Annotated in this window: 19 protein-coding genes; all 19 read left to right on the forward strand. The window is 72.3% G+C overall.

From position 1 onward, the window contains the following. Positions 1 to 2: 2 nt before the first annotated feature. On the forward strand, positions 3 to 2060 hold the full coding sequence (locus MFF64_RS26805; protein WP_099906379.1) for a terminase gpA endonuclease subunit: 2058 nt from the start codon (positions 3 to 5) through the stop codon (positions 2058 to 2060). 13 nt (positions 2061 to 2073) lie between these two features. After that, positions 2074 to 2274, forward strand: a complete 201-nt coding sequence (locus tag MFF64_RS26810; protein WP_099906377.1) for a phage head-tail joining protein — start codon at positions 2074 to 2076, stop codon at positions 2272 to 2274. Between the two features lie 3 nt (positions 2275 to 2277). After that, positions 2278 to 3810 (forward strand): phage portal protein, encoded by a 1533-nt coding sequence (locus tag MFF64_RS26815; RefSeq protein ID WP_099906375.1) that lies wholly within the window; start codon positions 2278 to 2280, stop codon positions 3808 to 3810. Between the two features lie 19 nt (positions 3811 to 3829). Next, positions 3830 to 5884: a prohead protease/major capsid protein fusion protein gene (locus MFF64_RS26820; RefSeq protein ID WP_238192829.1), complete on the forward strand. Its 2055-nt coding sequence runs from the start codon at positions 3830 to 3832 to the stop codon at positions 5882 to 5884. Between the two features lie 101 nt (positions 5885 to 5985). Next, positions 5986 to 6324 carry a DUF2190 family protein gene (locus MFF64_RS26825; RefSeq protein ID WP_099898725.1) on the forward strand — a complete coding sequence of 113 codons (339 nt, stop codon included), beginning with the start codon at positions 5986 to 5988 and terminating at the stop codon, positions 6322 to 6324. Between the two features lie 5 nt (positions 6325 to 6329). Continuing rightward, positions 6330 to 6743, forward strand: coding sequence for a hypothetical protein (locus MFF64_RS26830; protein WP_099898723.1), 414 nt, complete (start codon positions 6330 to 6332; stop codon positions 6741 to 6743). Continuing rightward, entirely contained in the window at positions 6740 to 7522 is a 783-nt protein-coding gene (locus MFF64_RS26835) for a hypothetical protein (protein ID WP_099898721.1), read from the forward strand. Before MFF64_RS26830 ends, MFF64_RS26835 begins: the two co-directional genes overlap by 4 nt. 13 nt (positions 7523 to 7535) lie before the next feature. After that, the gene (locus MFF64_RS26840; protein ID WP_099898719.1) at positions 7536 to 7766 is read left to right on the forward strand and encodes a hypothetical protein; all 231 of its coding nucleotides are present in this window, start codon (positions 7536 to 7538) and stop codon (positions 7764 to 7766) included. A gap of 76 nt (positions 7767 to 7842) precedes the next feature. Then, positions 7843 to 9387, forward strand: a complete 1545-nt coding sequence (locus MFF64_RS26845) for a phage tail sheath C-terminal domain-containing protein (protein WP_099898718.1) — start codon at positions 7843 to 7845, stop codon at positions 9385 to 9387. A gap of 76 nt (positions 9388 to 9463) precedes the next feature. Beyond that, on the forward strand, positions 9464 to 9832 hold the full coding sequence (locus MFF64_RS26850; RefSeq protein WP_099898716.1) for a phage tail tube protein: 369 nt from the start codon (positions 9464 to 9466) through the stop codon (positions 9830 to 9832). A gap of 4 nt (positions 9833 to 9836) precedes the next feature. Then, positions 9837 to 10181: a phage tail assembly protein gene (locus MFF64_RS26855; protein ID WP_099898714.1), complete on the forward strand. Its 345-nt coding sequence runs from the start codon at positions 9837 to 9839 to the stop codon at positions 10179 to 10181. A 115-nt stretch (positions 10182 to 10296) separates the two neighbouring features. Next, positions 10297 to 13098, forward strand: coding sequence for a phage tail tape measure protein (locus MFF64_RS26860; protein ID WP_099898712.1), 2802 nt, complete (start codon positions 10297 to 10299; stop codon positions 13096 to 13098). A gap of 1 nt (position 13099) precedes the next feature. After that, the gene (locus MFF64_RS26865; protein WP_099898710.1) at positions 13100 to 13597 is read left to right on the forward strand and encodes a DNA circularization N-terminal domain-containing protein; all 498 of its coding nucleotides are present in this window, start codon (positions 13100 to 13102) and stop codon (positions 13595 to 13597) included. 13 nt (positions 13598 to 13610) lie between these two features. Continuing rightward, a complete protein-coding gene (locus tag MFF64_RS26870; RefSeq protein WP_133122952.1) occupies positions 13611 to 14351 on the forward strand; it encodes a hypothetical protein in 741 nt (246 codons plus the stop codon). 12 nt (positions 14352 to 14363) lie between these two features. Continuing rightward, positions 14364 to 15458 (forward strand): phage baseplate assembly protein, encoded by a 1095-nt coding sequence (locus MFF64_RS26875; RefSeq protein WP_099898708.1) that lies wholly within the window; start codon positions 14364 to 14366, stop codon positions 15456 to 15458. Next, complete coding sequence (locus tag MFF64_RS26880) at positions 15458 to 15946, forward strand: phage baseplate assembly protein domain-containing protein (RefSeq protein WP_099898706.1); 489 nt, start codon at positions 15458 to 15460, stop codon at positions 15944 to 15946. The genes MFF64_RS26875 and MFF64_RS26880 overlap by 1 nt, the downstream gene beginning before the upstream one ends. 5 nt (positions 15947 to 15951) lie before the next feature. After that, positions 15952 to 16488, forward strand: a complete 537-nt coding sequence (locus MFF64_RS26885; protein ID WP_099898704.1) for a phage GP46 family protein — start codon at positions 15952 to 15954, stop codon at positions 16486 to 16488. After that, positions 16475 to 17599, forward strand: coding sequence for a baseplate J/gp47 family protein (locus tag MFF64_RS26890; RefSeq protein WP_099898702.1), 1125 nt, complete (start codon positions 16475 to 16477; stop codon positions 17597 to 17599). The genes MFF64_RS26885 and MFF64_RS26890 overlap by 14 nt, the downstream gene beginning before the upstream one ends. A 19-nt stretch (positions 17600 to 17618) precedes the next feature. Then, the gene (locus MFF64_RS26895) at positions 17619 to 18587 is read left to right on the forward strand and encodes a putative phage tail protein (RefSeq protein ID WP_099898700.1); all 969 of its coding nucleotides are present in this window, start codon (positions 17619 to 17621) and stop codon (positions 18585 to 18587) included. Positions 18588 to 18662: the final 75 nt, after the last annotated feature.

The following is an 18662-nucleotide window of genomic DNA, read 5'->3' on the forward strand; positions in this document are numbered from 1 at the left end:
GGATGAGCGGCTTTCCCGGGGCGGCGAGACTGGTGACCGGCCGGATCGGCCAGGTCCTGGAACCGCGCCCGCCGGTCGCCGTCTCGCAGTGGCTCGCCGAGAACCTCGTCCTCATCGACGGCCCCCTTGCCGGCCAGCTCTGGAACCCGGCGGGCGCCCCCTACCTCACCGAGATCGCCGATTGCCTCGGCGACGACCACCCCTGCAACCTCGTCACGGTGCGCAAGAGCCAGCAGACGGGCGCCTCGATCCTGGCGCTCGGCTGGATGCTCTACATCGCCGACCAGGAGCCGGCGAACACCCTCTACGGCGTGCCCGGCATCGACTTCCTGCGCGACATCAACGGCCAGAAGCTGCAGCCGCTGATCGACGCGTGGCAGAAGCGGGCCGGCCGGGTCGTGATCGAGCCGCAGACCAGCCGGTCGGGGGCGGGCTCGACGACCTACGAGAAGAAATTCGCCGGCGGTTACATTGCGCTCGGCAACGCCAACTCGGTCATGGACCTCTCGTCCAAGACCACGAAGAAGGGCGTCAAGGACGAGCTGTCGAAGTGGGCCGACATTCCGGGCTTCGGTGATCCCGAGACCCTGTTCTTCGGCCGGTTCACGGCGTTCCGGCGCACGAAAGACTTCAAGATCCTGGAGATCTCGACGCCCGAGATCGACACCGGCGACGAGACGGGCGAGAAGCCCGGCCATTGCCGGATCGACCGGTCGTTCCGGCGCTCGGACCAGCGGTTCTGGAACCTGACCTGCCCCGCTTGCGGCAACCTGTTCGTCCACGACTTCGAGCGGCTGCGGATCGACGCGGCGCACCCGCACCGCACCCGCTACGAGTGCCGGTGCGGGCACCACATCACCGAGACCGAGCGGGTCGAGGCGGTGCGGGCCGGGCGCTGGATCCCGTCGGTCGAGGGCGAGGGCCGGCACCCGGGCTTCCACATCGACAGCTTCATCAGCCTCATGATGAGCTACGAGGCGATCGCCGAGGACTGGCTCAAGGCCGCCAAGAAGGGCGACAAGGGCGCCAAGGACTTCGCGAACCTGACGCTCGGGCGGCCCTACCGCCAGCGCGGCGACGCGCCCGACCACACCCGCCTGATGGAGCGGCGCGAGGAGGGCTTGCAGCGCTTCCACGTTCCGGCGCAGGGGCTGCTCTTGGTGGCAGCCGCAGACGTGCAGATGCGCGGGATCTGGTACGAGGTCGCGGCCTTCGCGCCCGACGGCCAGAGCTGGACGGTCGACGCGGATTACATCCCGGGCGACCCCTCCGACTCGCGGGCTGATGTCTACGGCCTCCTCCTCGACCGGACGCTGCGGCGCGAGTTTCCGGACGCCTTCGGGCGCACCCGGCGGGTCGACGTGCTCGGGATCGACACCGGTTACCTCTCGAACGCCGTCTACGGCTTCGTGCGGCTGAACCAGTCGATCAACCTCAACACCGGGCACGACACGATCCTGGCGCTCGACGGCGTGCCGGGCTGGCAGAAGCCGCCGATCGGGCAGCGCCGCGAGGTCGAGGTCGACCTCGACGGCCGCAAGATCAAGGGCGGCGTGCACATCTATCCGGTGGGGACCTGGGGCCTCAAGTCCTGGCTCTACAACGCGCTCCACAAGGCCGGCATCCGCTCGGGCGAGCGGGTCGATCCGCCCGGCTATTGCCACTTCGGCATGTGGCTCGACGAGACGTACTTCAAGCAGCTCACGGGTGAGCGGCTCGAGGACGTGATCGTCAAGGGGCAGGTCACGACCCGCAAGTGGGCGAAGACCACCGACAACCACCTTCTCGATTGCCGGGTCTACAACCTGGCGCTCGCCGAATACCTCGGGCTCTCCTCGATGAGCCCAGACGAATGGGCCGCGCTCGCGCGGGCCCGCGGACTGCCGGACGAGCTCTCGCACGTCGACCTCTTCACGCCTGCGCGGAGGTTACCGACGGAGGACGAGGGCTCGTCCGGTGCCCCACCGGCGGCGCCCCCGCCGCCGCCCGAGCCGGCGCCTCCGCCTCCCCCGCCGGAGGCGCCGGCTTGGTTCGATCGACCGACCAACGATTGGTTCTGAAGGACCCCGCCCGATGGCCTGGACCACCGCCGACCTCGACGCGATCAACGCCGCGATCGCGTCCGGGGCCCGCAAGGTCCGGTTCGCGGACAACCGGGAGGTGGAGTACCGGACGCTCGCCGACATGCGCTCGATCCGGGACGAGATCGCGGCGGCGCTCGGGCTCAAGGCCGAGGCGCCGCGCGTCACCTTCGCCACCTTCACGCGGGATTGACCCATGTCGCTGTCCAAGCGGGCCCTCAAGGCCCTGGCCTGGGTGGCGCCGCGGGCGGCACTCGCCCGGGCCCAGGCCCTCGGCCTCGTCGAGGACGCCCGCGCCTACGACGGCGCGAAGACCGGCCGGCGGGGCGAGAGCTTCACCGACCGCAACTCGTCGGCGAACGTCGAGATCGGCGCGGTCCTCGGCCGCCTGCGCAACCGCTCGCGGGATCTCGCGCGCAACACGCCGGCCGGCCGGCGCGTCCTCGACATCCGCACCGGCCACGCGATCGGCACCGGCATCATTGCCGTGCCCGACAACGGCTCGGACCGCGTCGACAACGCGGCCAAGCAGGAATGGGACGACTGGTGCCCGACCGCCGACATCGAGGGGATCCTCGACTTCGCCGGGCTCCAGAAATCCGCGCACAGTGCGATGCTCGAGGGCGGCGACAGCGTGATCCGCCGCGTGCCGCGCCGCCTCGACGGCGGCCAGCGCGTCCCCCTCAAGCTCAAGGTGCTCGAGGGCGACTACATCGACGCCTTCCGCGACCGCGCCGTGTTCGAGGGGCACGTCTCGCGCCTCGGCGTCACGCTCGGCGACTGGGACGAGCGCACCGGCTACTGGCTGCACCCGGAGCACCCGGGGGAATTGACCTACCGCGGCACGGCCTACGTGTCGAAGTGGGTGCCGGCCGGCGACGTCATCCACCTCTTCCACCCCTTGCGCCCCGGTCAGGTGCGGGGTGTGCCGGTGTTCACGCCGGTGCTCCTGAACGCCCGCGACGCCGCCGACCTGTTCGACGCCGTCCTGATGAAGGCCAAGACCGAGGCCTGCCTGTCGCTGTTCGTGAAGACGACGGGCGACCAGGCCGCCTCGCTCGGCGCCGTGGTCAAGGAGAGCGGCACGGCCCGCCGGCTGCTCGAGCGCCTCGCGCCCGGGATGATCGGCTACCTCAACCCGGGCGAGGACGTCGTCACGGTCAACCCGTCCTCGGCCGGGCAGTTCGAACCGGTCTACCTCGCCGCCCAAATGGCCTTCGCGGCCGGCACGGGCGTCACCTACGACCAGCTCACCGGCGACCTCAGGCAGGCCAACTACTCGTCGTTGCGCGCCGGCAAGATCGAGGGGCGGCGCCTGACCGAGCAGGAGCAGGAGCTGATCCTCGTGCCGCAGATGATGCGGCGCGTGACCGGCTGGTTCACGGACGCGGCGATCCTGTCGGGGGCCCTCAAGCCCCGCAAGGCCGGGTACCGCTGGAAGTACATCATGCCGGCGGTCGAGCCGATCGACCCCTTGAAGGACTTGCAGGCCGACATCTTGGCGGTCCGTTCCGGCCGCCTCTCGCCCCAGGAATTTCTGGGCTCCTGGGGCCAGGATTGGCGCAAGGGGCTCGCCGACACCGCCGACTTCTTCCGCGTGCTCGACGCGCTGCCGGGCGACCTCGTCCTCGACATCGACCCGCGCCGCACCTCGCAGCTCGGCGTCGCGCAATCGCCCGAGGGCGACGGCGCCGCCGCGGCGAAACCGGCGACCGCCGGCGCCGACTAACCCCGGGAAGGTTCACCCGATGATCGCATCCCCCGCGGCGCCCGGCGCCGCCGGACGGCGCACGCGCGCCGCGACGACCCCGCGCATGGGCCCCGACGGCTTCGAGCCGGGCTCGACCGCGACGCGCGCCGCGACCTTCCGGGCCGGCACCTACGACGCGGCATCCCGCACGGTCGAGGCGGTGTTCTCGACCGGCGCCCGGGTGCGCCGCTGGGGCGCCTACGAGGAGCTCGCGGTCACGCCCGAGGCGATCGACCTGACGCGGGCGGCGGACGGCCGGATGGCCTTCCTGTTCAACCACGACCAGGACCGGCCGATCGGCGTCGTCGAGATCGCCCGGGTCGCCGGCGGCGAGCTCGGCGGGCGCCTGCGCTTCGCCGACACCGAGGACGGCCGACTGCACGAGGGCATGGTCGCCCGCGGCGAGCTGTCCTCGATCTCGGTCGGCTACCGCGTCACCGCCTGGACGCTCACGAGCGTCGAGGACGACACCGAAATCTGGCGGGCGGACCGCTGGGAGCTCCTCGAGGTCTCCCTCGTCACCGTCCCCGCCGATCCCCGGGCCGCCGTGCGCTCCACGGCTCCCGACACCACCCCCACCCACCGGGCAGAGGCCCACACCGAGGAGAGCGACGTGCTGCGTCGTCATTCGCCGCAGGCGGGCCCGGCGCCCGTCGAGACCCAGGCCCCCGAGGCCACCGAGACCCGTGCCGCGGCCCCGGCCACCCCGGCCGCCCCGGCCCCGGTTCCGTCCCCCGCGCCGGCGCCCGCTCCGGTTCCGGCCGTCGACACCGAGGCGCTCGTGCGCGCCGAGCGCACCCGCCAGGCCGAGATCCGCGAGATCGGCCGGCGCTCCGGCATGGCCGACGACGCCGTGACCGCGGCCCTCGACGGCGGCCACGCGGTCGAGGCGTTCCGCGCCCGCGCCTTCGAGTTCATGGCCTCGCGCGCCGACGCCACCCAGAACCGGATCGGCCACGCCCGCGCCGCCTTCGGTGGGCAGGACGAGACCGAGACCCGCCGCCGCGCGATGACCGACGCGCTCGTCGCCCGCCTCGCCCGTCACGGCGGCGACCGCGCCGCCGAGATCCCCGCGCATGCCCGCGCCTACGGCGAGATGGGCGTGGCCGAGATGGCGGCCGAGTGCATCGGCTACCGCGGCGACCTGCGCACCTCGCGCCAGGTGACCGAGGTGATGGAGCGCGCGTTCCACACCGTGTCGGACTTCCCCGGCATCTTCATCGACGCCCTGAACGTCCGGCTTCTGGCCCGCTACCGGCTGGCCCAGCCGACCTACCGGATGTTCGCGGCGCCCTACACCGCCACCGACTTCCGCCCGACCTACGTCGTGCGGGCCGGCGACTTCCCGTCGCTGCAGCCTGTGAACGAGGCCGGCGAGATCAAGGCCGGCACCTTCTCCGAGTCGAAGGAGGTGTTCCGGGTCAACCCCTACGGCGTCTCCGTGAACCTCTCGCGCCAGATGATCGTCAATGATCATCTCGGGGCGATCGACCAGGTGCTCGGCTCGGTCGGCGAGCGCGTCACCGACTGGGAGAACGCGCAGGCCTTCGCGACGCTCGCGGCGAACCCGCAGCTCATCACCGACGGCAAGGCGGTGTTCCACGCCGGCCACAACAACCTCGCGGGCGCCGGCACGGCGATCGGCGTCGACGCCGTCGGCGCCGGCCGCGCCGCGATGATGAAGCAGACCACCCTCGACGGGATGAAGGCCAATTTCACCCCGAAGATCCTGCTCACCGGCCCCGACATCCAGACGAACGCCGAGCAGCTCTTCACGGCGATCACCCCGCAGATCACCGGCAACGCGGTGCCGGAGTCGTTCCGCCGGATGATGCCGGTGGCCGACGCCAACATCGACGGCAAGGGCTGGTACCTGTTCGCCGACCCGGCGATCGCGCCCTGCTTCGTCTACGGCTACCTCGAGGGCTTCGAGGGCCCGCGCCTGACCTCCGAGCAGGTGTTCGGCGTGCAGGGCATGAAGGTGAAGCTCGAGCACGACTTCGGCCTCGCCGCGATCGACTTCCGCGGCGGCTACAAGAACCCCGGCGCCTGAACGGCGCCGGACCCCGCCTGACTCCTTGAGCGGACCCCCCGGGGCGTGAGCGCCCCGGGATGCGGTCGCTCGCCCGCACTCCCGCTCCCGGGGCATCCACGATGAAGAATTACGTTCAGAAGGGCCACACCCTCACGCTGGTGGCGCCCTACGATGTGGCGAGCGGCGCCGGCCTGCTCGTCGGCTCCCTGTTCGGCGTCGCCAGCTTTGCCGCCCTCTCCGGCGGCAACGTCGAGGCGGCGATCGAAGGCGTCTACGACCTGCCCAAGGCCGACAGCCAGGCCTGGGCGCAGGGCGCCAAGATCTACTGGGACAACGCCGCCAAGGTGTGCACCACGGTCGCCACGAGCAACACCCTGATCGGCGCCGCCGTGCTGCCGGTCGCCGGCTCGGCCGGCCAGACCACGGGCCGCGTGCGCCTCAACGGCAACGTCTCGTAAGCGCCATGCGCTCGCTGTTCGACGTCGCGGCCCGGGTCGCCTCGCGCACGCACGACCAGGTGCAGGCCGAGCGCCTGGGCTTCCGGCTCGAACGGCGGACCGCGCCCGTCACGGGCGGCAGGCCCGACGTGAACGCCCGCCCGGTCGCGCGCGCCGGCAGCCCGCCGGTCGACTTCGACGCGGTGTGGGTCTCGCCCGGCGCGATGCTCAACGCCCACGGCCGGGCGATGTCGGACGCCTCGACCAAGGCGATCGCGGGCGAGAAGTTCGCGATCGATATCGACGACCGGGCGCTCGTGCCCCCGCCCGTCGCCGACGACAAGATCACCCGGCTCTACACCGGGGCTTCTTACGCGGTCACGAACGTCACCGCGGTCGATTACGGCCGCACCCGGATCTGGCTGCGGGAGCTGCGATGAGCCTCGCCCTCACGGCGCTCCGCCTCCAGGCGATCGCGGCGCTGCTGGCCGATCCGGCGATCGCCAAACTCTGCGGCCCCCGGATCTACGACTCGCGGATCGCCGATTTCGACCACCGCGAGCCGGTGCCGACGATCGTGCTGACGACCGAGGAGATGGCCGGGGACGCCTACTCCGCCAACAACGGCGGCCCGCCGTTCGACCTCAAGGCCGAGCTCGTCCTCGAGATCGCCCAGACCGCGACCGGCGATGTCATGATGGGCGGCGAGGTCGTCACGGCGACCGGGCCCGTCGCGACCGACCGGGAGTTGGAGGCCGCCCTCGACTTCCTCGCCGACCGGGTGCCGCGGGTGCTTGGCGCCGGCGATACGCCTGAGGCGATCCTGCTGCGCGAGGCGGTCACGCGGCGGATCACCAAGGTCAAGTCGAGCCGGTTCACCACCGACGAGACCGGCGAGAAGTTCGCGATCCGGCTCCTCACGCTCACCGTCCAGCTCAAGGGCTGGGACGAGAGCGACGAACTCGTTAATCCCCCGACGGGCGAGTTCGCGAGCCTGCCCGAGCCCTTGCGCAGCGTGTGCGCGGTGGCGACGGGCTCGGCGCGCGACACCTGCCTGATGCTCGCCGGGATCGCCGATCCGCCGGGGCCGGATCCCGCGCCCCTCTTCGAGGGCGTCGGGATGATCGTCGCCCCGCAGCCGCTGTCGCCCGCGATCGTGCCCGACCAGGCCGCCGACGTCGCGGCCGACCGGGTGTTCGCGCTCCACGCCGATCCCTGAGCGAGGCTCGCCGATGTTCGACACCCGCGTGACGCCGAGCCTGCCCGGCGCCGTGATCCTCGATCCGTCCCGAGGCCGGGCGCTGCCGCCGGACGGCGCGCCCGTCGTGTGGAGCCCATACTGGGCGAAGCGCGAGCGCCGGGGCGAGATCACGGCGACGCCGATCCCGCCCGAGGCGCCGGCCACCGCCGAGGCGCCGGCCGCCGCCGAGGCGGCCCCGATCGAGGCCGATCCGGCGGAGTGATCCGCCCTCTCCACCCCTCCCGTCCCCCCTGCTACGGCTGCCCTGAGGGCGGCCGTTGGCGTTTCGAGGTGAAGCGATGGTCGTCGCGTTCAACAACATGCCCGGCGACCTGCGCGCGCCGCTGTTCTACGCCGAGTTCAATGCCGGCATCCCGGCCTATTCGGGCCTGTCGCGCTCGATCGTGCTGGGGCGGCGCTCGACGGGCTCCCTTCTCCAGGCGCTCAAGCCCCGCAACGTCGGCGGCACCGACCCGAACGCGCTCGGCGGGCGCGGGTCCATGCTCGCCGAGATGCTGCTCTACGCCCGCCGCCACAACCCGACGGGCGAATTGTGGGTGATGGATGTCGGCGATCCGACCGGCGGCGCGGCCGCGACCGGGGCGATCACGGTCGCCGGCCCGGCGACGGCGTCGGGCACGGTCGTGGTCTACCTCGGCGGCGAGCGCTACAGCGTCGGCGTGGCGAACGGCGACAGCGCCGCGACGATCGCCGCCGCTCTCGTCGCGACGATCGGCCGGGGATACGTGAAGTTCGGGCGGCGCATGAACGCGCCCGTCACGGCGGCGGTCGACGGCACGACGCCCGGCAAGGTGAACCTGACCGCCGTTCACACCGGCACCGAGGGCAACGGCTTCCGCATCGAGCGCGGCCTCGACGGCGACGAGATCGACCCGGCCGGCGTCACCGTGACGGTGACGGCGATGAGCGGGGGCGCGGGCGACGTCGACATGGCGGCGGCGCTGGCCGCGCTCGGCTCGACCCAGTTCGACTGGGTGATCAGCCCCTACGCGGCGGCGAGCCAGCTCAACGCGGCGCGCGACCACTTCAGCGACGCCGGCGGCACCTGGGGCCCGACGGTGGGCCTCGGCGGGCACTACCTCACGATCCTCAACGGCAACGTCTCGGCGCTGACGACGCTCGGCGCGACCCGCAACGATCGCCATTGCACCATCCTCGGCGTGCTCAACCACCCGACCCCGCTGTGGTCGATCGTGGCGGCGCTGGGCGGCGTGGTCGGGTTCTCCAAGAACCTCGGCCGCTCCCTGACCGAGGCGATCGAGATCGCCCGCCCGCTCCAGACCATCGTGCTCCAGGGCGTGCGCCCGGCGGCGGATCTGGGCGACCGGTTCGACCTCGCCGACCGCGAGACGCTGTATCACAACGGCATCTCGGGGCTCACGGTGAACGCCGACGGCTCGGTCGCGATCGACCGGCTGTTCACGACCTACCAGTTGAACGCCTACGGGCAGCCCGACAACACGTTCATCTCGGTCGAGTCGATCGCGATCTCGGCCTATGTCGGGCGCTACATGGCGCTCAAGATCACCTCGACCTACCCGCGCCACGTGCTGCGCAGCGACAACCCGCGCGGCCTGCAGGGCGTCGTCACGCCGGATCAGGCGCGCACGACGATCATCCACGCCTACACCGAGCTCTCGGAGGTGGGCGGCGTGGTCGAGAACGTCGAATTGTTCGCACAGTACCTCATCGTCGAGCGCTCGGCCGATCCGAACCGGCTCAACGCATACCTGCCGATCGACGTGGCGAACCAGCTCAACGTCTTCGCCAGCAACATCACGGTCAATCAGGAGCTGACCGCGGCGAACGCCGCGCAGCTCTGAGGATCGTCCCACCCGCGAGGCCGGGCCACCCTGCGCCCGGCCGCCCTGATCTTCGATTTCTCGGAGCACACCTGCCATGGACACGAAGGGCGGGCGGTTCACGCTCGACATCAACGGCCGCACCTATTCGGGCCGCGGCAAGGCGACGATCGAGTCGTCGACGATCAGCCGCGAGAACGGCGCCAACATGGACGGCACCGGCTACTCGACGGTCAAGCCGAAGCTCGCCAAGCTCGACCTGACCTTCGACCGCGGCGTCGGGCTGGAGTGGGACGAGGCGATGATCCTCGCGGACATCGACGTCACCTTCGTCGAGACCGACCTGAAGCCCAAGGTCACGCACCTGTTCACCGCGGCGTCGTGGTCCGGCACGCCCTCGATCGACTCGGAGACCGGCGAGGTCTCGGGCCTGTCGATCGAGACCGACAAGTATCGGCAGGTCTGAGGCCATGGCCGAGATCCGCATCCCGCTCTCCAGGCCGATCAGCGCGCACGGCAAGGACTACACTCACCTCGTCCTGCGCGAGCCGACCTACGACGATTACGTCGCGTGCGGGGGCGAGCCCTACTCGATCGGCCAGAGCGAGGACGGCAACGTCTTCACGATCGAGAAGCCGGAGGTGATCTGGGCGTATGCGGCGACCTGCATCGTGTCGCCCGACACCCTGCTCCTCGACGGGCAGGACTGGCGCGTGGCGCGGGAGGTGCGAAAGGCGATCCTGGGTTTTTTCCAGGCGCCCGCCGCGGGCAGCGCACCCTCGGAGACCTCGCCGACGACATCGTCTTCGAGCTGAAGCAGCCGCTCGACGCCGTCGGCCGCCTGACCCCGCGGCAGATCATCCACTGGTACGGCCGGGCGGTCGCCCGCGCCGAGAAGCGCCGCCGTGAGGGGGGCGGCGGGAGGCGCTGATGGGGCGGATCATCGAGGCCAAGGCGGTCATCTCCGCCGAGGACCGCACCGGCAAGGTCTTCGACCAGATCGCCCGGAAGTTCCGCGACGTCGGCAAGGGCGCGAAGGTGGCGGCCGAGGTCGACCGCCTGTCGCGCTCGCTCAAGGCCGCGCAGGACAACCTCAAGGCGATCGACGGCTACCAGGGCAAGCGCAACGCGTTCTTCTCCGCCCGCGCCGACCTCCAGGCGGCCCGAAAAGGCGCCGACGAGGCGGCGCGCTCGCTCGCCAATGCGGCCAAGCCCACGAAGGCGCTCGAGCAGAACCTGCGCAAGGCGCAGGCCGCGGCGGATGCCGCCGCCGCGGCGTTCGAGCGGCAGAAGGCGGCCGTGCTCGCGGCGCGCTCCACCCTCGCGCAAGGGGGCGTCGCGATCACGAGCCTCATCGGCGAGCAGAAGCGGCTTGCCAAGGCGGTCGACCAGACGAGCGCCGCGATCCAGCGCCAGCACGCCCTCGCCCGCGCCGAGGGCGGCATGACGGCGGGCATGAGCGATCATGGCCGGCGCCAGATGGCGAAGATCGCCCAGGACCGCTACGTGGCCGAGGGCATGGGCGCGGCCGGCCGCGCCGCACTCGCCGAGCGCGAGCGGCGCCAGGCGGCGGCGCAGGCCGAGCGCGAGCGGATCGCGCAGGAGGCGGCCGACGCCCGCAAGGCCCGCCGCGACGACCGGCGCGAGGCCGCGACCGTGCTCGGTGCGGGCGCGGCGGTGGTCGCGGGTCATCACGGCAAGACGATCGCCAAGGACGCGATCACGTCGGCGGCCGAGTTCGATCTCGCGGTGCGCAAGCAGAAGGTGTTCACCGACATCTCCGACGCCGATCAGGCCGGGCTCCTCGCCCAGGCCAAGCAGATCGGCCAGGAGACGCAGTTCTCCAACATCGACGTCGTCAAGGCGCAGACCGCCGCGATGCAGGGCCTGCCGGCCGGGTTCTCGGCGACGCTGAAGGCCGAGGTCGCGCAGGGCATCGTCGCCAACGTGCGCAACTATTCGACCCTGATGGAGACCGATCTCAAGGACGGCGCGGAGACGATCCGCGGCTACCTGCAGCAGACCGGCAAGGACATCTCGACCAAGGAAAAGGCCCTGTTCGAGGCCAACAAGGCGACGAACCAGCTCGTCAAGATGGCAAAGCTCGGCGGCATGAACGGCGAGGACGTGGCCCAGTACGCGAAGTTCGCGGCCTCCTCCGGCACGAGCGCCGGGCTGTCCTCGGACACGCTGATGTCGCTCGCCGCGCTCGCCCGCCGCGGCGGCCTGCGCGGCGACGAGGCGGGCACGTTCATCCGCTCGGCCGCCGGCAAGCTCGTCTCGCCGACCAATCCGGGGCTCGCCGCGCTCAACGCCGCCGGGATCAAGTTCTCGGACTACGTGACCATGCCCAAGCAGCTCTCGACCTCCGCGCTCGAGGGGCAGTTCCAGCTCAAGATGGGCAAGTCGTTCACGCCGGCCGTGCGTGCCAAGCTCGACAAGATCAACGCCGACGCCAGCCTGATCGGCGATCGCGGCAAGTACACCGAGGCCGTGGTCTCGGCGGTCGGCGACATCCTCGGGAAGAACAAGAAGGGCACCGTCAAGGCGCAGGATGCGCGGGTGGCGGCGAAGGCCGTCGAGGGCTTCCACAAGGTCTCGGCGCTGAGCGTCGACAGCGAGCGGCTCCTCGACGACGCCATGTCGAAGAACATGACGCTGCCGCAGCTCAACGCCTGGCTCACCGACAAGCACGGCGGCAAGGGCGCGATCACGCAGCGGCAGTGGGACGAGTTCAAGCAGGCGCGCCAGCAGATCGGCCACGCTGCCGACGACCCCGACTGGGCGAAGAAGAAGGCCGACGAGGTGTTCGCAGGCTTGGGCGGCGCGGTCGAGAACCTGCGCGGCTCGTTCGAGAACCTGGTGCTCACCATCGGCAACGCCAATGCCGGGCTGATCAAGTGGAGCGCCGACAAGCTCGGCGCCGGGCTCGACCAGTTCTCGAAGCTGCCGGAGGGCGCGCAGCAGGGCCTCTCGCTCGGGGCCGGTGCCGGCCTCACCGCGGCGAGCGCCTGGGGCACGCTCACGCTGCTGCGCCGCGTGCTCGGCCTCGGCGGCGCGGCGGCCGGCGGCGCGGGGGCAGCCGGAGCCGGCGCCGGTGCGGCGGCCGGCGGGGCTGCGGCGACCGGAGCCGGCGCGGCCGCGGCCGGTGCGGCGGCGGGCGGCCTGCCCGGGGCTGCGGCCGCCGGCGGAGCCGCGACGCTCGGCGCGGCGGCCGTCGCGACGGCGACCCTCGCGGGCGCGGCGGTCGCGGGCTACGCCACGGCGAAGGCGCTGCCGGACGCGGTCAAGCGCGGGGCGGCCGACCCGGCGACGGGCGGCGCGCTCGACGCCAACCCGCTCGGCGCCTTTGCCCGGGAGAAGGGCGCGGCGCCGCCGCTCCAGGCGTGGTGGCGGCGCACCATGCCGACCTGGGCCGGGGGCGACCCCTCCGGCCAGGTCGGCGCCCTCTCCAACACCCTGGACAAGGCGACGGGCGCCGCGGCGACCGCGGCGAACGGCGGCAAGCCGGTCGAGGCCACGGTCAAGCCCGACCAGATCCAGGCCAACGTGAAGCCGGACCAGATCACCGCGAAGGTCGAGGGTCAGGCGCAGGTCAACGTGACCGTCAAGGTCGACGGCCCCGGGCAGGTCACGGGGATGTCGGCCTCGTCGTCGGGCAACGTGCAGGCGAACGCGGGCACGCGCGGCCGATCCATGCCGCAAGCGGCGGGCAACCCGGGAGGCGCGTGACATGCGCGACTGGCGCCAGAGCCTGATGCCGGCGTCGTTCCGCGGCGCCCGGTTCCTCGTCGAGAAGGACGAGCTCGGCAAGGTCGGACGCTCGATCGTCCGGCACCGCTACGTCAAGTCCGAGACCCACGCGACCGAGGACATGGGCCGGCTGGTGCGGGAGTACCGCATCACCGCCTACCTCGCGAGCGACACCGCCGATGCCGAGAAGACCGCGCTCATCACGGCGTGCGGGCGCGCCGGCGTCGGGACGCTCGTCCTGCCGCTGCAAGGCTCCGACCAGGTCCGGTGCGAGGGCTGCTCGACCGCGACCCACAAGGACCGACTCGGCTACATCGCGCTCGAACTCGAATTCGTCGAGGCCGGCCAGGACGGCGGCGGCTTTCCCGCGCTGGCGCTCGGCGACCGGATCGTCGAGAGCGCGCTCGACGGGCTCGGGAGCGCCGTCGGCGACGCGCTCACGACGTTCGACGGCGTGCGCGACCTCGGCCCCCCGTAGACAGGATCCGCCCATGGCGATCGCCCCCTCGGGCGCGCTGCCCGGCGCCGCGGTCGCGGCGATCGGGCTTGCCGCCCTCGTCCTCGACCTCGCCGGCCGGCTGCCGGGCGATCCTCAGGTGACCGAGGACGCGACCCGCGACTGCCGGCGGATCGCCGCGATCCTCGCGCCGCGGGCGACGCGCCGGGCGGCGGTGGCGGAGATCGCCCGCAGCCTCGTCGGATCGGTCCAGGCGCTCGCGCGCGCGGCCGATCCCGGCACGGCGGCCCCGCTCCTCTACGCGGCGGCGGCGCAGGCCGGCGCCACCTGCCCGGCCTCCGCCTCCCCGGTGCTCAAGCGGGAATACCGCTACGCCCGGGCGCTCGCGGCCGCGATCGAGGCGGCAGCCTTGGGCGAGGCGTTCCTGTGCGAGGCGCGCGCCGCCTATCCCGACCGGGTCGCGGCGCTCGCGGCGCGAGCCCGGATCGGGGCGGCGGCGGATGCGAGCTTCGACCGGATCGCCGAGCTGCTCGGGATCGCGGTGGCCGAGATCATGGCGGCGGCGGCCCGCGAGGCGGCCGGACACCTCGTCCAGACCGCCGCGACCCTGCGCAGCGTCGTGCGGGTCGAGGCGGGCCGCTCGTTCCCGGCGACCTACGCCGCCTGGCACCTCTACCGCGACCCGTCCCGGGCGGAGGAGCTGCTCGCACGGGCGGCGTCGGGCACGCCGCTCTTCCTCCCCGCCACCTACGAGGCGCTGGCGCCCGACCGCTGACGAGGACCCGCGATGCCGTTCGTCGAGGAGATCGTGAGCCTCACCGTCGACGGCACCCGGCTCCGGGGCTGGCAGGAAGTGAGCGTCGACCGCTCCGCGGAGTCGGCCGAGATCTCGTTCTCGCTCACCGCCACCAACCCGAGCTGGTCGGCCGAGGCCAAGACCCTGCGGCGGGGGAAAGCGGTCGAGATCCGCACCGCGCCCGGCGGTCGGGGCGGGGGCGATCTCCTGGTCAAGGGCTACGTCACCGGCTACGGCGCGAAGTACGCCCCGGACACGAAGACCATCACGATCGAGGGCAAGTCGAAGGCGGTCGACGCGATCGACTGCCATCCGGTCAAGCACAAGACCGGGCGGTTCGAGAACAAGACGCTCCTCGACATCGCCAAGGATCTCGACGAGGTGAACGTCGGGTTCACGACCGATCAACAGCTCGACAAGCTGGCAAAGGTGCAGCGCCAGCCGCTCGACACGATCTATCAGACGGTCGAGCGCGAGGCGCGCCGGCTCGGGCTGATGCTGCAAGGCGAGCCCGACGGGTCGATCAACATTACGCGGGCGGGTGTGAGGCGCCACGCGGGCGCCCTGGTGCTGGGGCAATCCCCGGTCCAGGAGATGGACATTCGGCTCAAGTGCGACGCGAAGTTCTCGAAGATCGTCGGCCGCGGGCAGCGCGCGACCGGCACCGGCACGGATGCCCTGCGGCTCGAGGAGAGCGAGGACGATCCGAGCGTCGGGCGCTACCGGCCCCTCCTCGTCATCCCGGAAGGGGACTGGACGAAGAAGGAGCTGAAGAAGCGGCTGCAATGGGAGCGGCTGCGGCGCGCCGGCAACGGTACGACCATCTCGGTCAAGCTCTCGACCTGGCGCGACGAGGGCGGGCAGCTCTGGACGCCCGGCCTCCTGATGGCCGTCGTCAACGACCCTGAGGACGTCGACGGGGATTTCTCGGTCTCGAGCGTGAATTTCCGCCAGGGCGACGAGGGCACGGTCGCCTACGTCACCTTCGTCGACCCGAAGGCGCAGGGCGGCAAGGCCGCGAAGGGCAAGAGCGCGAAAGGGTCGGACGCGGTGTTCGACGCCGGCGATCCGGGGGATTGGGTCTGATGAGCCGCACCAACCTGTTCCGCGCCGAGCTCGACAAGGTCTACGACGACGGCGAGTTGCAGCTCGGCAAGGGCCGGGGCTACGCGGGCGAGGAGATGGACCGGGTGCACCTCGTGCGCCAGTTCGGGTTCCATAGCCACGCCCCGAAGGGCTCGCACGGCATCGGCATCACGGGCTCGGGCGAGCGCGGCTTGACCGCGTTCCTCGGGCTCGAGAGCCCGCAGCACCGCCCGAAGAAGACCGAGGCCGGCTCGACCACGATCTACGACGCCAACGGCAACGCGATCTCCATCGTCGAGCGGGAGATGCGGGTGGTGCACGGCAAGCAGCACGTGATCGCGGTCGGGGGCGTGACGCTGACCGTCACCAAGGACGGCCTCGACATCCGCGGCGGCAAGGTCACCCACGACGGCAAGAATATCGGTGCCGACCACAAGCACGGCGGTGTGGAGGCCGGCAGCGCGAACACCGACGTGCCGCAGGAGTAGGCCCCATGCAGTTCACCCTCACGCCCCTCGCCGAGGCCGGCGTGGCGGTGCTCCCTCCCGACATCGTCTGGAATGGCACGGTCGGGGATTTCGCGGTCTCGACCGACCCGGCCGACGGTCCGGTCGGCGGGCTCGTCGCGGCGAACCCCTTGCGGACCGCGATCCTGCTTCTCCTGTTCACCGACGCCCGCGCCGATCCGAGGGATCTGCGCTTCGAGCACCGGGGCGACGCCCGCGGCTGGCCCGGCGACGGGTTCGACGTCGACACCGCGAACGGCGAGGCGCCCTTGGGCTCGCTCCTGTGGCTCTACCGCCGGCGGGAGCTCTCCGACCTCACCGCCCGCGAGATCGCGGCGGAGGCCGAGCGGGCGTTAAAGCCCCTCCTCGACCAGGGCGCGGCGACGACCGTGACGGCGTCCGCCACCGCCGACAAGGTGGGCGGCCGGGTTCTCCTGTCCGTCGGCGTCTACGGCCGCGACGGGTCCGAGGCCTACGCGGCGAAATTCGACCTCCTGTGGAAGCGAGCAGATGGCCGGCTATGAGATCCGCTCGCTCGCGAGCCTGTCGAAGGTCGCGCGGGGCTACTTCACCGGCGCCGTGGACGGCGCGGTGGCCGCGCTGTGGGCGAATACGTTTACGGTCTTCGCCAAGGTTCTGGGGCAGCTCGACCACCTGCACGACCTGCGCCGGGCCTGGCTGTTCAAACAGATCTTTGCCTCGTCGGCCGACGAGCTCTGGCTCACCCGCCACGGCTTCGAGCTCGGCCTCTCCCGCGCGCCGGGCGCGCCCGCCTTCGGGCAGGTGAGCCTCCCCGCGCCGACGGGCGTGCTCGTGCCGGCCGGCCTGTCGTTCACGCGAGGGGACGGCGTCGCCTACACGAGCCTCACCGGCGGCACGGCGCGCGCCGGCCTCGTCACGGTCTACGTCGAGGCGGATCTCGCGGGCGCCGCCGGCAACGCGTCGATCGGCACGAGCCTCGCGCTCTCGCCCGACTCGCCCGCGCCGGACGGGGTCGGCGACACCGCCACGGTGGTCGCCGGCGACACCGGCGAGGCCGGCCTCTCCGGCGGGATCGAGGCTGAGACGCTCGAGGCGTTCCGCGCCCGCGTCCTCGCCCGCAAGCGCAACCCCCCGCACGGGGGGTCGGCGCTCGACTATGCGCAATGGCTGCGCGAGGCGATCCCGAATGCCGCCGGCGTCTGGGTCGACTCGTTCTCCAACGACACCCGGTCGGTCTGGGTCGCGTTCACGGTCGTCGACGACCCGGACGCCGGCACGAGCCGGCTGCCGACGCCCGGCGAGATCGCGGTGGCGCAGGCCTATCTCGACGACCCGCTGCGGCGGCCCGTGACCGCGCGGGTGTTCGTCGCAGGCCTCATCCCGATACCGGTCCCGCTCCTCATCGCCGGCCTCGACCCGGACCGGCCGGAGACCCGCGCGGCGATCGCCGCCGAGGTCGCGGCGGTGTTCGCCGACCGGGCCGAGCCGGGCAAGCCCACGCAAGGACCGTTCAGCCTCTCGCGCTCCTGGCTCGACGAGGCGGTGAGCCGCGCGACCGGCGAGGACCGCCACCGGCTGACGAGCCCGGCCGCCGACCTCGTGTTCGGGGCCGGGGAATACCCGGTCCTCGGGACGATCTCCTACACCGACTGACCCGGACGAGGTGCCGACCATGCTGTCTGCCGCACTCCGGGCGCTCGGCTGCCTCACCGCCGACCGGGTGCTGCCGACGGCCGACCTCGGCACCGTGACGGTCGACACGGTGCCCGACGGCTGCGGACCGGGCTGGCCCTGCGAGGCTCTGCCCGGGACCCCGCCCTCGGTCGCCGACCGGCAGGCGGCGCCGAGCGCCGACGACCTCTATCCGCAAATCGCGGGCGTCCTGACGCCCCGCGGGCCGGCCTGGGGCACCGACGAGGCCGGCGACGGCCGCGGGGCCGGGCCCGTCATGCGCGGCGTCTGGCGCGCGCTGAGCCAGTGGGTCGCGCGTCAGAACGCCGACGAGTGGACGCTCGCGACGCAAGCGCTGCCCTCGGCGATCACCTACAGCCTGCCCGACTGGGAGGCCGAGTACGGCCTGCCCGATCCGTGTTCCCCGGGCGGGTTCACGACCGAGAGCCGGATCGCCGCGGTGCGCGCCCGGTTCGGGGCCAGGGGCGGCAGCTCGCCCGCCTACTTCATCTGCCTGGCCGCCTCGCTCGGGTACGCGATCACGATCGAGGAGCCGACGCAGTTCCTCTGCGACGTCTCGGCGGTCGGGACCGACGCGCTCGTCGAGACGTGGTTCACTTGCGACGGGGGCGAGTGCGACGGCGACCCCATCGAGGGGTTCGCGATGGCGCCGGCGGCCGACGACACCGACCAGGTCGGCGGCGACCCCTTCGTCGAGGGCTGGTGCGTCGCCGACGAGGGGATGTGCGACGTCACGCCCCTCGAGTTCTATGCGACCAACCCGAACGCGGATGCCTGGCAGTTCTGGGTCGTGCACGTCGCGGCCCAGGGCGACACGTGGTTCGCGTGCGACGAGGGCGAGTGCGACACCGACCCGATCGAGGGGTTCCGCTCGGCCGCCGACCTCGAATGCCTCCTGCGCCGCGTCAGCCCGGCCCATACCGCCCTGGTCATCGCCTACGACGGCTGATCCGCCGCCCCGTCCCGCCCTGCCCGCCCGACCCGCCGCCTCCCCGCGCGCGGGATCGCCCACCCTCGGGAGCCC

Origin of the sequence: Methylobacterium frigidaeris, assembly GCF_022179185.1 — a bacterium.
In the GTDB taxonomy this organism is placed as follows: domain Bacteria; phylum Pseudomonadota; class Alphaproteobacteria; order Rhizobiales; family Beijerinckiaceae; genus Methylobacterium; species Methylobacterium frigidaeris.